This window comes from Bacillus sp. FJAT-42376 (genome assembly GCF_003816055.1).
In the GTDB taxonomy this organism is placed as follows: domain Bacteria; phylum Bacillota; class Bacilli; order Bacillales; family Bacillaceae; genus Metabacillus_B.
In genome coordinates this window covers 1,101,657-1,114,872 of record NZ_CP033906.1, presented here as the reverse complement: position 1 = coordinate 1,114,872, position 13,216 = coordinate 1,101,657, and the positions used below count along the sequence as shown (strand labels likewise).

Below are 13,216 nucleotides of genomic sequence, written 5' to 3'. Positions count from 1 at the left end.
TTAAAAGTTCCCGCTGTTCACATACAGCAGAAATACTGAGACGAGCAGAAGTACGACCGGAACTGTAAATTTTGATCCCGCATCCTTTACTTTCAAATGGGTCACAACCGCACCGAGCATGGTTAAGGTTGCAAGCAAAGATCCCCAGGCGGTCAGCTGATCATTCCAGTAACCGGCAAGAAGGAACACCCCTCCCACAACTTCGACGATTCCGGTAGCAATTTTGAACCATTTCGGGTAGCCGTAGCGGGTAAACTCTTCGTTCATCTTTGAACCAAACTTGTTAAAGCCAAAGAAAAGAAACGCCAATCCCAATAAAATTTGAAGAATAAAGGCAACTGTACCCATCTTTACTTCCTCCTCGCTTTGTGATGAACCTCATGTATGTCAGGAAGACTGAGTTACAGTATTATATATTCGGTTTATTTCTGGTTTAGTCTCGTTTCAGCGAGATAAATATTCCAATTTTTCATCCGTGTAACAAATTGTAAATTTTGTAATTTTAATCATATTCTCTTTTCTTATTTGGTATTATTATCCTATCAAAAACTTAGGAGGAAAGGTTTATGAGCATTTACGGAATCATTGTACTTATTCATGTTATTGCCGCTGTATGCGGACTCGGGGCTACCTTCGCTCTTCCAATCCTGATGAACCGCCCGAAGACGGTATCCCAGGCTCACTTTGCTTTTCACGTGAATGATGGAATTGAAAAACTCGCAAAAGTCGGGAGCATTATCCTTCTCGTTACAGGCATTCTCTTAGGTATTCTCAATCCGGATCTTTTCACAAAAGTATGGTACATCGCTTCCCTCATCATTTACGTTGCCGTCCAGCCCATTGTTGCTGTGATCCTGCCTAAACGGATGGCCGAGCAAAAAGCCATCCTCGAAAATCATTCAGGCGAAGAACTGCCGGAATCGTACCTTCAAATCGGGAAAAAAATGGCTCCCTACAATGGGTTCCTTCATTCCTCCGCGATTATTTTAATTGTACTGATGGTCTTAAAGCCGTTTTAAATGATTTAATAGATGGAAAGGGGGACTTTCCATGAATATCCGGAGCATCAAACGTTCAGATTTCAGCACCATCTCCGCCGTCCTTAATGACTGGTGGGGAGGCAGACAGATGGCTGATATGCTTCCCAAGCTGTTTTTTGATCATTTTTCCAATACGAGCTTCCTTGCCCAAAAAGATGGGGAGATGATCGGCTTTCTTGTTGGCTTCCTCTCGCAAAGCAATCCTGACGAAGCGTACATCCATTTTGCAGGAGTGCAGCCCGAATACCGGAAACAGGGGATCGGTCAGCTGCTTTACCGGTCCTTTTTCCAAACCGTTCAGGACTTTGACCGGAGCTTCGTCCGCTGCATTACGTCTCCCGTGAACCAGGGTTCCATTGCCTATCATACAAAAATGGGATTTGAAATCGTTCCGGGAAATAACATGATGGAGGGAATCCCCGTTCATTCGGATTACGACGGAATTGGGAAGGATCGGGTGCTTTTTATAAAAAAACTTAGCTGAAGAAATCCTTTTTACTATTTATTTCACACCGTATTTGACGTATAGTCGGATGTAAACATCCAAAAAAGGGGAATACAGATGCGGTACAGCTCCAGGTTAGGGATCTTTTTCATTGGATTATTGATTTTCAGCTACGGCATCGCCATGGCGATACAGGTTCAGTATTTAGGGGTCAGCCCGTGGGATATGCTGAATATCGCGCTCAGAGACCGCTTTGGCCTCACGATCGGGACATGGACCATTCTCGTCGGGCTTTTTTTGATTGTGTGCTCCTTATTCATCGGCCGCAAATACATCAATATCGGCACCTTTTTAAATGCCGTCCTAGTCGGTGTCTTCGTTGATGCGTTTTTGTTTACCGGCTTTCTCCCCCGTGCATCCAGCCTTCCTGCTGATATTGCGATCTTGCTTTTAGCCATCATCACGATGGGGATTGGAGGCGGCATGTACTCTGCTGCCGGCATCGGAGCAGGTCCCCGCGACGGCTTTATGCTTTCCCTTTCGGATAAAACGGGCATCTCCATCAGCCGGGTGCGAATTATGATGGAAAGCCTAGTTGTGATCATCGGCTTAGTCATCGGCGGTCCGGTTTTCATTTTTACGTTTATTTATCCGTTTGTACAAAGCCCGATTTATCAGCGTTCCTACCTTGTCTGCTCGAAATGGATCGCAAACCGGTCGGCCGCACGGGAAAAGGAATTGGCAAGCTGACAGCAGACTCCTCATAAGAGTCTGTTTTTCGTTGGTATTTTCATGCGATTTCCGCTATACATAATAGGAGACAGAATGGCAGGAGTGAGAGAAACGATGGAAAAAATCTTAGTAATCGGCAGTTCATCCATGGACTTGGTTGTTACAGCAGCAAAACGTCCGGAAAGCGGAGAAACCATTCTCGGCGAATCGTTTAAAACGGTACCAGGCGGAAAAGGTGCGAACCAGGCAGTCGCGGCAGCAAGATTAGGAGCAGACGTCTACATGGTCGGCTGTGTTGGGGATGACTCCTACGGGGAATCCATCTTGAGCAATCTACAGGCAAACGGAGTCCGGACAGATTATGTAAAGTCATTACCGGAAACCGCAAGCGGCACAGCCCATATCATCCTTGCAGAGGGGGACAACAGCATCGTTGTCGTACAGGGAGCCAATAAGCACGTCTCCCCTTCATTAGTGGATGAGGCCCTTCCGATTTTGAAGGAAGCGAAAATGGTGCTCATTCAGCAGGAAATCCCGGAAGAAACGGTGGAGCATGCAGCCGAATTATGCAAAACCCACGGGGTCCCATTGCTTCTGAACCCCGCGCCGGCAAGAAAGGTAAGCGGGGCGGTTCTGGAAAATGCCGCATACGTCACACCAAATGAAACCGAAGCAAAACTGATTTTTGGAGATGAACCTCTTTTAGAGAAATACCCGAACAAGCTCCTGATTACCGAAGGAAAAAACGGGGTCCGTTATTATAATGGCGAAAGCGAGACGGTCATCCCCTCTTTCCCTGTCGAAGCGCTCGATACAACGGGAGCAGGCGATACATTCAATGGAGCCTTTGCCGTTGCGTTAGCCGAAGGAAAAAGCCTGGCGGAGGCCATCCGTTTTGCAAACAAAGCCGCTTCCATCTCCGTCACGAAATTCGGTGCCCAGGGCGGGATGCCTTATCGGGAGGAATTGGAAGAGAAGCTGCGGTAAACGGGAGACGCGCTGAACCTGGCGCGTCTTTTTTTATTAGGGTGAAAGTCTGCGGATGATGTGGAATTGTGTCGATTTGGCCGTAATCGACACGGAATTGCCCGTGATCGACACGGAATTGCCCGTGATCGACACAGAGTTGCCCGTTATCGACATGGAATTGCCCGTTATCGGCATGAAGTTGCCCGCGATCGGCACAAAGTTGCCCGTGATCGGCATGGTGGTGCCCGTATTCGTTGAAAGTTGGCCCGTATCTTATCGGAACCGGCCCTTATTCAGTAAAATGCAGGCTGGACACTTAAAAATCAAACAGCAGGCGATCCTCCCTAATATTGTAAACGCCATCCTTAGCGGAGGGGCTGAACGTTTAAATACAATCATCCCTATCGCAAGTTATTTGATAGTGCAGTTCCAATAAGCAGGAACGGGCATAAAGAGAATAAAAAAAACTGCATGGCTGTTCCATGCAGTTTTCATGAATTCATATATTCTGATACCCGTATAGTGAGCAGGCTAGTGATTGGTGGTGCCTGTACTCACTTCATTTTGGAACTCTAGTAAAGTCCTCTTTTGAGTTTACATTTATAAAGCTCACTTTGTTTTTATCCTGAATTACATAATGATTAATCTCTTGAACTGTTTCAGTATCATCGAAATTTTGAAGGTATACAAAGTCTTTACCGGTTCCATTTAGTACAAAAAGGGAATTAACCTTCAGTTTTTTGTTGTATGAATCCGTTGACTGGTATAAATCTCCAGGGTATGCATCGGCAAATTCTTTTGAAAAGGATTGGTTTTTGTCAGACCTGGCTGTATAAAACAAGGCTGATACAGATTTGCCGCCTTTAAATTCAACTCCAAGGAATTCACCGCCATATGCGGTTTCGTTGTAGTCATATTCCCATCCATCGTTTCCATAGGCTGTTATCGGTTCACCAAGCAGAAGCTTAACTTTCTGTCTGGAATCTCCAATTTTGATTCCGCCAAACATTGCCTGCTTAGAACTTGGATCGAAATCCAGCATTAGAACGAATTTTTTGCTGTTTTTGTAAAAAGGATCAGCCGCCGCAACTTTTAAATAATCTTCAAGCCAAGTTAACTCATTTACAATGGATTGTGGAACAGCGGCGTATCCGCCATCCTTTTTAATTTCAACTGCCCTGGTTTTCAGCCGGTTAAGTTTTTTCAGATCCAGTTTTGCTTTTTCCTCTTTATTAAAGAGCGTCGATTTTGAAATGGACCCCAATAATCTGGTTTCAGAAACTTCATAAATGACTCGCTCTTTTACTTTTTTAGCAGGTGTTACATATTTCTCGTATAGACTTTTGCGAACCGCAGCACCGGGTACTTTTCCAATAGTTGATTCCGTATAGGATAGCCGTTTTGTAAAGGCGTCATAATTTTCATTGATCGTATAAACATCACCAGAGTCAGTAGTCGCAGCAAACGCAGATGTAGCTTTTTTTAATTGTTCGCCAGCGATATTAGCTGTAGACAGCGGAGAACTTGCTGCATGAGCCTGGAATGAAATAGAAGCAGATAAAGCGATTGCTGAAATAAAACCAAACTTCATTTTGTTTTTCACTTTTTTTCCTCCTGAATTATGTACTAATATAGTTTTGCAGGTCCATACGTTTCCTTTTTATGAATATAAAATTAACGCAGTTGTAACTTAACATGGATAACAATGAAAGAAAAGGTTAATTTGGGATTTTATAGAAATATAGGATATTGGTATGGGTTAATGAGTCACGGAATTATTGCCACGGCGGTGCCCGTGATCGGTATGAAGGGGCATTTTTTCGGAGCAAGGCGGGCACCGGCCAGTATTATTGTGAAGGGTCGTATTTTCTGAGCCGGTCGGTTTTTGACGGAGTTTGTCGGATGGCCCGTATTCGTTGAAAGTTGGCCCGTATTTCAGCCAAACTGGCCCGCATTCGTTGAAAGTTGGCCCGCATTTCAGCCAAACTGGCCCGTATTCGATGCAAGTTGGCCCGTATTTCAGCCAAACTGGCCCGCTTTCGGTGAAAGTTGGCCCGCATTCCGGCCGAACTGGCCCGTATTCAATGAGTGGACCATATTCCCCAATTAGGGACGGGCCAATAAGAGTCGTATTTTGCAGCACTGTGTCGATTTGGCCGTAATCGACACAGAATTGCCCGTAATCGACAAAAAGTTGCCCGTAATCGACACGGAGTTGCCCGCAATCGACAAAAAGCTGCCCGTAATCCACACAAAGTTGCCCACACTCGACACAAACTTGCCCACACTCGACACAAACTTGCCCGTAATCCACACAAAGTTACCCCCAATCCACACAAAGTTACCCCCAATCCCCACAAACTTCCCCGTAACCTGCACCTAGCAAATCCCCCGTATTGCCCAATTCAACAGACTAACAGCAGGCCGCGCGTTTACCTATCCTATCCCACATTGTCATATAAAAAAAGCTGCCGATTCCACGGCAGCTTTTTTCCCCTTATGCAAGCTCTTTCTTCGGTTTGGATAAGAACCATCCGGCTACAGCGATGATCAGCAGCACAGACCAGAAGATGACTTTCCATGTGACGCTTTTTCCAAAGCCCTCTGAAATGATCGCAAGCTGCGGATGGGATAATGCGTAAACGGCAAGTTTTACCCCTACCCAAGCGACGATGGCAAAGGCCGCGGTCTCAAGACCGGGTCTGCGTTCAAGCAGGACCACGAAGTAGCTTGCAGCAAATCTCATGATGACTAGACCGATGATTCCTCCTGTCAAAATGACAGCGAAGTGGCCTCCGTCGAGTCCTCCGATATCCGGCAGGCTTGTTTCCGGCAGGGTCACAGCCAGAGCCACCGCGGCCAAAATCGCATCAACGGCAAAGGCAATATCGGCGACTTCCACTTTAATGACGGTGAGCCAGAATCCGGAGCCTTCTTTCGCTTCGGGTTTTTCTTCCTTTACCTTTGGCTTCAGCACATGCTTTTTGAGAATGTGGTAAAACGCGATGCCAAAAAGATAAAGAGCTCCGATCGCCTGAACCTGCCATATATCCACGAGGTAAGAAATGATAAACAGGGAGCCGAAGCGGAACAGAAATGCCCCTGCGAGCCCGTAAAACAAAGCTTTTTTTCTTCGCTCCTCAGGAAGATGCTTCACCATCGTTGCGATGACAAGCGCGTTATCGGCGGCTAGAATCCCTTCCAGTCCAATCAGTATTAATAATACCCATCCATATTCCAACAATAAGCCGGCATCCAAAGTGGGTCCCCCTTTTTCGGTTTATGTTTCTTAGTATCCTGTTCATTCATGCATTTTATGATTACCCGGAATTTTTTGCATCCAACGGCTGAAAAAGGAACATTCAGTGAACACTCTTTCATCTATGTTTAAGCAGCATCCTCGGCTGTTCAGCCTGGATCTGCTGGGTCTGCAGGGCAAGGGAGCGCGGCGGATTGTAGATGTCCAGGGTCAGAATCGTAACGGCGTACAATTTAAAGGTTACAAGCATGGTGATGAATAAAAGAATCCTTTTTTGCAGATCAAATTTCAACAGAAATTCAATTCTCCTTCATGGGTTTGTCGTATGCGTATGAAGGTTTTTGTAAATAAAAAACCTCCACCATAGGCCGGTGAAGGTTTGAAATCATCCTATTTATCCCTTCACCATTATGGCAAAGGTCTCGCAAACAACATTTCTGTTGCCAGTCAGGCCGGTGATGAGGTCATCACGTATTGTCGACATAACTGTCAGCTACTCCCCTTTGGAGTATATACGCTCTTCTTCGAGCACAGCCTCAACTCTTTCAGCTGTTAAAAAAATCATAATGGATACCAGGGCTGTCTGTCAAGGATTTCTGATTGGCCATTGCATGTAACTGTGGTATGCAGGGCAGCGCCTTTCATACTTATAAATAGAATAAAGAAATAAGGCGGTGACTGCAGCGTGTTTGGACTGGATTTGAATGGATTAACCGGAGAAGTCGTTACTCGCAGAAATTTAAAATATGAAGCGGCCCGGCAGGAATGGAACCGTTCCATCCAAAAATTCCCCCTCATCATTGTGTATGCATCCGAAGTCAAGGATGTTTCCAACGCCATCAAATGGGCAGTAAAAAATCAGATTGATTTGAGGATCCGGTCAGGGGGACATCATTATGAAGGCTATTCTGTCGGGAATAATGTGCTCGTTATTGATATCAGCCGCTTAAATACGATTAAAATGGATTCCTCCAGCCGTACCATCACAGCAGGCGGAGGTGTCAGAAATGAACAGCTATACGAGTTTGCAGGCAAAAGAGGGTATCCGTTTCCCGGCGGGACCTGTCCGACTGTAGGCGTAAGCGGATATGTGCTTGGCGGAGGCTGGGGGTACTCAAGCCGCTTTTTAGGACTGGGCTGCGACAGTTTGATTGAGCTTGAGCTCGTAAATGCTGAAGGTGAGCTTGTGAAAGCAAGCAAGAATAAAAATAAAGACCTTTTCTGGGCGTGTAAAGGGGCAGGCGGAGGCAATTTCGGAGTCGTCGTTTCGATGACGTTCCGGCTGCCGCCGAAAATAGGCTCTGTTACGCTCGTCCAGCTATACCGTCCTGAAGCCTCCCCTGCTGTCATGGAACAGTTTTTGCTGACATGGCAAAAATGGCTGACAAAGGCTGACAGAAAGATGACGATCAGCGCCACCTTGTATGATTCTTCCTCAGAGGGCATGGCTATTTTCGGCAGGGGATTTTATTACGGTCCGCCGGATGAAGCGAAAAAAATCCTGGCCCCTTTTTTAAAAATCATTGGAATGGAGATATCCGCTGAAGAAAAGACATTTTTAGAAGCAGTTAGAGAGGTAGCGGAGACGTATCCCCCCTCTGAAAAATTCAAGTCAACGGGGCGTTTTGTTTACAAGCCATATACAAGGGATGAAATCAGAACGCTTGCCGAACTGATTCAAAACAAACCGCCCGGTTCAATTTTTGCCGGATTCACGGTGTATGCGCTTGGCGGAAAGGTGAAGGACGTCAATCCTGAAGAAACGGCTTTTTACTACCGGAATGCACGGTATATCGCCGGTATTCAATCCGTTTGGGAAGAAGACCGGTTCGCCTCCGCCAATCAGCGCTGGGTCGTGCAGCGCTTCCAGACGCTTGAGTCGCTTACAGAAGGCTCGTTTGTCAATTTCCCAATCAGTGAACTGAAAAATTATGAAACGGCGTATTTTGGAGGAAATGCAGAAAGACTAAGGAAAGTACATGATCGCTATGATCCGTCCCGTGTCTTTCAGTTTCCTCAGGCCATTCGATAAGCACCGTTTTTCCATCCCCCCGACTTCCTTTGGTACAATAAGGGAAAGACTGGAATGGGGGATTTTTTTATGGGAAAACGGAAAATGATCATCGGCCAAAACCTGGCTGATTCTTACGTACAGCAAATTCAGGAAGCCATTCCAGATTGGGAGCTTCTTGTCGGGAGAGATGAATCGGTTTGGGAAAACGATATGAAAGACGCGGAAATCATTGCCGGGTGGAGAAAAGGCATGGCCGGCCACCTGAGTAGCGGTTCAAACGTGAAATGGATCCAATCCTGGAGTGCAGGCGTCAATGACATACCGCTGGATTGGCTTGAAGAACGATCCATCATGCTTACAAGCGCCAATGGCGTCCACGCCTCCCCGATATCAGAGACGATTTTTGCTCTCATGCTTGGTCTGACCCGGAACATCCATGCCTACCTCCGCAATCAGCAGAGCAAAACGTGGCATCACGCAGGTCTGAAGCTTGAAATCCATAATAAGACCATTGGGATTTTGGGAATTGGCGCAATCGGGAAAGAAACAGCGAAGATCGCGAAGGCCTTTAATATGAACGTGCTTGGTATGAGGCATTCCGGAAAGAATGCGGAATTTGTGGACAAAATGTACACACCGGATCAGCTGAACGACATGCTTCCGGAATGTGACTATGTGGTGGTCACTCTCCCTCTGACAAAGGATACAAACCGCATGATCGGGAAAGAACAATTTTCTTTAATGAAGAATTCCGCCTTCCTGATCAACATTGGCCGCGGGGATATAATCGTGGAAAAAGATATGGTCGCAGCTCTTCAATCAGGGGAAATTGCCGGAGCCGGCCTGGATGTGTTTGAAAACGAGCCCCTCGAAGAAGCCAGCCCGCTGTGGGAAATGGAAAATGTCATACTTACACCTCATACGGCAGGCTCAACGGAATACTATGATGAACGCGTAATCGGAGATATTCTGCTTCCGAACCTGAAGAAGTATTTAGCTGGAGAGGAACCGGATGTGAACCGGGTGGATTTTAATAAAGGATACTAAAAAGGAGGCCTAACTGGGCCTCTTTTTACAGATTGACATGTAACCATTTGGTGTTATATCATTTTTATACAACCATAAGGTGTTATTTCACCAAAAGGAGAATTCAAATGAGCCTGCCAGATATTATCCAAACAGTAACACTTAAAGCCCCTATTCAAAAGGTTTGGGAAATGGTGTCCACTTCAGAGGGGATTGCCCAATGGTTTATGCCCAACGACTTCGAACCCCGGGAGGGATACGAATTTCATGTTCAATCTCCATTCGGTCCATCTCCGTGCAAAGTTCTGAAGATTGATCCTCCCGCAAAACTCTCTTTTTCATGGGATACGGAAGGCTGGATCGTTTCATTTATTCTGAAAGATTTAGGGGATGCCACAGAGTTTACGCTCATTCACAGCGGGTGGAAAAACCCGGATGACCTCCTGCAAAAACCGAATGCAAAGAGTTCCGACATTCGCGACCGTATGAACGGCGGCTGGAACGGGATTGTTCAGGAGCGTTTGAAAAAAGCAGTTGAGGGTGAATGACTTCAATGGCCGAGAAGCATGATGTGTTCCAGGCAATTGCAGATCCTACAAGACGGAAGGTCCTTCAATTACTCAGTGAAAAAGAGCTGCCGATCTCAGAAATCACATCCCACTTTCCAATCAGCCGGACTGCCATCGTGAAGCACCTTCACATCCTCTCTGAAGCAGAGCTTATAAAAGGACATAAGTCCGGACGGGAAAAAATTTACCGTCTGCATCCTGAACCGCTTGCTGAACTGAAAGACTGGCTCGCCTATTATGAGCGGTTCTGGGAGAATAAATTGTCTGTGATGAAGCACTTGGCTGAAAAGGAATAAAGAAAGACCGCCGGAATGTTAATGGGTTCGGTTTTTGAGAACAAAAACTTAAATTCACACACTAATTAGCAGTCCAATTATCAACTTAAATGGACTGCTTTTTTTCGTTGATTTTAAGGACAATAATGTATGTTTTTTGTGTTTTAGCACTCAAATTTGCACCACTTTTAGCTGAGTGACAGAGGTTATTGTCAGTCAGTTGGAGAATCGCTATGCGAATTGGTATGTTGAAAACGTAAGCAGCTCTCTGGATATTTATGTTAAAATTATGTAGTTATTCAACTAATCGAGCAGGTTAGGTGAAGGGTGTTGTTTAACTTGTATTCAATAATGGGTTCATATTGAGAGCTTTTTTTGTGACAAGAAAACAGAATGATGACGCAAGGAATAAATGGTAGATTTACACTTTGCTATGGGGGTATTTATGAAAACTCATTATTATTTAGGTTGGTTTAACGATTTTTTTCCAGAGAATCTGGGTAGTGTGTTACAGGCAGATATAACTGATAGAAAATCGCTTGCTATGATTAGCTCAAATCCATCTATTTATGAAGATAATGGTGCTACTGAACAATCGTGGCTTGACCAGGCTGGCATTATATTTGATGAATATCATCTAATTAATTATCACGTACAGAAGGAAGATGCCCAAACGATAATTCAAAATGCTTCAGTCATTTTCTTATTGGGGGGGAACACTCTTAAACAAAATGGTTTTTTGATGGAATATGAATTATCGGATTCGATTAAAAAAAGCAGCGGCGTTGTGATTGGAGCAAGTGCTGGTGCAATCAATATGTCCGCAAAATGGTTATGCTCGAAAAACTTTGGATATAAAGTTGAAATGAGCTCTGTTTACGACGGAATTGGTCTTGACAAATTTTCCGTCCTTTCTCATTTTGATCTCGAAAATAACATTACGTTTGTCCAAAGTGAACTATCTCCCCTATCGGAGGAAATAAACATTTATGCTTCGAACAAAGATTGTGCTGTACGTGTAAAGGGAGACAAAATCGACATTTTAGGCAATGTTTTTTTAATTTCCCACTCCAAGATTCAGAAATTGGATGAGACGCTCTGCTTGTAGTGTCACTTATTTCTTCTTCAACTAAAGGGTGCTTATCTTCAAAATTTGCTGCAACAAAGAAAGCTCAGAGCATAATGACTCCGAGCTTTTTTCGTGCTAATTTTACTGCTAAAGTGTTCTGTAAATTCAACTGTTAATTACCGTGCGAAAAGCTTTGCAAATACGAATTTTTCACTTCGAAACCGAACCCGTTAGCGGAATCCATGGCGGTCTTTCTTATTTTCTGCATCACGTGTGCAGCCCCCCCGCAAGCCATGCCCGCTTGCGGCAGGGCCCGATTGGGATTTGGATGAGGCACGTTTCTCCCCGCTCTTCCATTCCGTAAAGTTCGTCGCATTTATTCACATCATATCCAAGCAGCGGATGGCCTCCCCAGCCGATGGCCGCTGCAGTGAGCAGGAGCTTTTGGGTGAGCATTCCCGCTTCCATTTGCTGTATGCGGTAGCCTCTGTATCCGAGCTCATCCAGCAGGTGGTTCCGGCTCCCGGCTATGTGGATGACCATCGGAACCTGGTAGAGGTTAATATTGTGGAGAGACATAGCGTCCTGCAGGAAAAACCGGTGATCACCGCGTCTGATTTCCGCGATCTCCTGTTCAGAATCGCAGTATTGATAAGCTCCGTCCGGAATGCCATCTACCTTATGAAAGCACGCATAGATGGATACGCGGGGGAGGTTTTGCCCCAGACCGTCGAGATCATTCCGGCCGGCAAATGAACGGAACGCCTCTCTCAGCAGAGTCCCGGTCTGTTCCATGGTGACTTTTCCATGCGTGAAATCCATTTCCGGGGAAAACCGGTTTCGGCACGCTTCAGCCAAATCATAAGAAACCCCCGTTCCCGGCAGCTCCAGCCTCCGTCCTTCCGGGACAGGCTTTTCCGCCGGCCTGATCCGCCTGAATGATTCAGACGAATCGAAAAAAGATGCTTCGTTGGCCTCGCATAAAGCAGGAAATTCCAGTATCCTTTTCGAGCCTGCCGAATAACTCGTTTGAATGGCAGGAATGGTTCTGCACAGGATTTCTGAGGTCACCTCAGGCCGGTTCCCGCCTGCACACCATCTCGTCGCCTCAACGGAAAGGGGCACAACCGCGTATACACTTTCCTCCTTGTCGCTCAGACCAAGGAGATGGTTAAGCGCCCTGTCAAGAAACTGAAAATACACGCCGGATGCAAATCCGAACCGCTTCGCTGTCTCCTGCAGATGACCAATCAGGACCCCTGCATCAAGCCCCTGCAGCCGGTAGGAAAACTGATGGTATTTGAAAAAGTTTTTCCAGAACCTTGTCGAGATGATGGCTGCCCCGAAGCACGAAGAAAGATCACAGCCGCTGCCGAGTGCTTTGGACAAATATCCATCGGCTTCCCCTTCTCTTAAGAGCACGAGCCGGTGGCCTGCGACATCGTAATGGTAGACGCCTGCGGGAGCATCCTCAATTTTCAAATACACATACAATTCGTTCGGGTACAAGCCTCCTCCGGACGGAGCGAACCTTCTCAGCGACTGAACGAGGTCCCCTTCTGTATAGGCGGTCTGTGTACATTGCGCCAGTCCGTAGGTGTACCAGAGAAAGTGTCCGATTCTCTCCAGATCCGGCTGCTTCGGCTCCTCTGATTCTGATAGACGGAGGGGTACAGCTGACGAAAGCGGAAACGTTTCAAGACCTTTATACACTTTATAAGGAAGCGGGGCATCGTCCCAGTCCGGCTTCCAGTCAGGGGGATTTGCCCGATCCATATCAAAGTGAATGGTGTAAAGCAGTTCCTTCGTATTCACCGC

15 protein-coding genes are annotated in these 13,216 nt (G+C 46.1%); 10 read left to right on the top strand and 5 right to left on the bottom strand.

Annotation, left to right across the window (positions count from 1 at the left end; all coding sequences use genetic code 11):
* Window positions 1–348 (bottom strand): DoxX family protein, encoded by a 348-nt coding sequence (locus tag CEF21_RS05565; RefSeq protein ID WP_123914016.1) that lies wholly within the window; start codon window positions 346–348, stop codon window positions 1–3.
* A gap of 218 nt (window positions 349–566) precedes the next feature.
* Here CEF21_RS05565 and CEF21_RS05560 point away from each other — a divergent pair, with 218 nt between their 5' ends.
* The 5 genes from CEF21_RS05560 (at window position 567) to CEF21_RS05540 (ending at window position 3,622) form a co-directional block, all read left to right on the top strand.
* On the top strand, window positions 567–1,019 hold the full coding sequence (locus tag CEF21_RS05560; RefSeq protein ID WP_123914014.1) for a DUF2269 family protein: 453 nt from the start codon (window positions 567–569) through the stop codon (window positions 1,017–1,019).
* A 31-nt stretch (window positions 1,020–1,050) separates the two neighbouring features.
* The gene (locus tag CEF21_RS05555; RefSeq protein WP_123914012.1) at window positions 1,051–1,524 is read left to right on the top strand and encodes a GNAT family N-acetyltransferase; all 474 of its coding nucleotides are present in this window, start codon (window positions 1,051–1,053) and stop codon (window positions 1,522–1,524) included.
* Between the two features lie 78 nt (window positions 1,525–1,602).
* Window positions 1,603–2,235: a YczE/YyaS/YitT family protein gene (locus tag CEF21_RS05550; RefSeq protein ID WP_123914010.1), complete on the top strand. Its 633-nt coding sequence runs from the start codon at window positions 1,603–1,605 to the stop codon at window positions 2,233–2,235.
* Between the two features lie 96 nt (window positions 2,236–2,331).
* Window positions 2,332–3,204 (top strand): ribokinase, encoded by an 873-nt coding sequence (gene rbsK, locus CEF21_RS05545; protein ID WP_123914008.1) that lies wholly within the window; start codon window positions 2,332–2,334, stop codon window positions 3,202–3,204.
* 76 nt (window positions 3,205–3,280) lie between these two features.
* Window positions 3,281–3,622, top strand: coding sequence for a hypothetical protein (locus CEF21_RS05540; RefSeq protein ID WP_123914006.1), 342 nt, complete (start codon window positions 3,281–3,283; stop codon window positions 3,620–3,622).
* Window positions 3,623–3,745: 123 nt separating this feature from the next.
* On the opposite strand, the gene CEF21_RS05535 is transcribed toward CEF21_RS05540, so the two are convergent.
* The 3 genes from CEF21_RS05535 to CEF21_RS21190 form a co-directional block, all read right to left on the bottom strand.
* Entirely contained in the window at window positions 3,746–4,789 is a 1,044-nt protein-coding gene (locus CEF21_RS05535; RefSeq protein ID WP_123914004.1) for a hypothetical protein, read from the bottom strand.
* An 894-nt stretch (window positions 4,790–5,683) separates the two neighbouring features.
* Window positions 5,684–6,445 carry a TerC family protein gene (locus CEF21_RS05525; RefSeq protein WP_123914000.1) on the bottom strand — a complete coding sequence of 254 codons (762 nt, stop codon included), beginning with the start codon at window positions 6,443–6,445 and terminating at the stop codon, window positions 5,684–5,686.
* Between the two features lie 118 nt (window positions 6,446–6,563).
* Window positions 6,564–6,737 carry a hypothetical protein gene (locus tag CEF21_RS21190; RefSeq protein ID WP_164462092.1) on the bottom strand — a complete coding sequence of 58 codons (174 nt, stop codon included), beginning with the start codon at window positions 6,735–6,737 and terminating at the stop codon, window positions 6,564–6,566.
* A gap of 393 nt (window positions 6,738–7,130) precedes the next feature.
* Between CEF21_RS21190 and CEF21_RS05520 the strand changes: the two genes are divergently transcribed.
* From CEF21_RS05520 to CEF21_RS05500, 5 genes are all read left to right on the top strand, one after another.
* Entirely contained in the window at window positions 7,131–8,477 is a 1,347-nt protein-coding gene (locus tag CEF21_RS05520; RefSeq protein ID WP_123913998.1) for an FAD-binding oxidoreductase, read from the top strand.
* A gap of 69 nt (window positions 8,478–8,546) precedes the next feature.
* Window positions 8,547–9,506 carry a D-2-hydroxyacid dehydrogenase gene (locus CEF21_RS05515; RefSeq protein WP_123913996.1) on the top strand — a complete coding sequence of 320 codons (960 nt, stop codon included), beginning with the start codon at window positions 8,547–8,549 and terminating at the stop codon, window positions 9,504–9,506.
* 107 nt (window positions 9,507–9,613) lie between these two features.
* A complete protein-coding gene (locus CEF21_RS05510) occupies window positions 9,614–10,033 on the top strand; it encodes an SRPBCC family protein (RefSeq protein WP_123913994.1) in 420 nt (139 codons plus the stop codon).
* Window positions 10,030–10,350, top strand: coding sequence for an ArsR/SmtB family transcription factor (locus tag CEF21_RS05505; RefSeq protein ID WP_123913992.1), 321 nt, complete (start codon window positions 10,030–10,032; stop codon window positions 10,348–10,350). Before CEF21_RS05510 ends, CEF21_RS05505 begins: the two co-directional genes overlap by 4 nt.
* A gap of 424 nt (window positions 10,351–10,774) precedes the next feature.
* Complete coding sequence (locus tag CEF21_RS05500; protein ID WP_123913990.1) at window positions 10,775–11,437, top strand: Type 1 glutamine amidotransferase-like domain-containing protein; 663 nt, start codon at window positions 10,775–10,777, stop codon at window positions 11,435–11,437.
* A gap of 228 nt (window positions 11,438–11,665) precedes the next feature.
* Here CEF21_RS05500 and CEF21_RS05495 read toward each other — a convergent pair whose 3' ends face one another.
* A complete protein-coding gene (locus CEF21_RS05495; RefSeq protein WP_481747629.1) occupies window positions 11,666–13,213 on the bottom strand; it encodes a SagB family peptide dehydrogenase in 1,548 nt (515 codons plus the stop codon).
* Between the last annotated feature and the right edge of the window lie 3 nt (window positions 13,214–13,216).

What these genes read in the sequence shown, in the direction of transcription:
- CEF21_RS05505 (WP_123913992.1), top strand. Translation starts at nt 10,030, where the DNA reads ATGACTTCAATGGCCGAGAAGCATGATGTGTTCCAGGCAATTGCAGAT.
- CEF21_RS05515 (WP_123913996.1), top strand. Translation starts at nt 8,547, where the DNA reads ATGGGAAAACGGAAAATGATCATCGGCCAAAACCTGGCTGATTCTTAC.
- CEF21_RS05510 (WP_123913994.1), top strand. Translation starts at nt 9,614, where the DNA reads ATGAGCCTGCCAGATATTATCCAAACAGTAACACTTAAAGCCCCTATT.
- CEF21_RS05560 (WP_123914014.1), top strand. Translation starts at nt 567, where the DNA reads ATGAGCATTTACGGAATCATTGTACTTATTCATGTTATTGCCGCTGTA.
- CEF21_RS05555 (WP_123914012.1), top strand. Translation starts at nt 1,051, where the DNA reads ATGAATATCCGGAGCATCAAACGTTCAGATTTCAGCACCATCTCCGCC.
- CEF21_RS05500 (WP_123913990.1), top strand. Translation starts at nt 10,775, where the DNA reads ATGAAAACTCATTATTATTTAGGTTGGTTTAACGATTTTTTTCCAGAG.
- rbsK (WP_123914008.1), top strand. Translation starts at nt 2,332, where the DNA reads ATGGAAAAAATCTTAGTAATCGGCAGTTCATCCATGGACTTGGTTGTT.
- CEF21_RS05550 (WP_123914010.1), top strand. Translation starts at nt 1,603, where the DNA reads ATGCGGTACAGCTCCAGGTTAGGGATCTTTTTCATTGGATTATTGATT.
- CEF21_RS05565 (WP_123914016.1), bottom strand. Translation starts at nt 348, where the DNA reads ATGGGTACAGTTGCCTTTATTCTTCAAATTTTATTGGGATTGGCGTTT.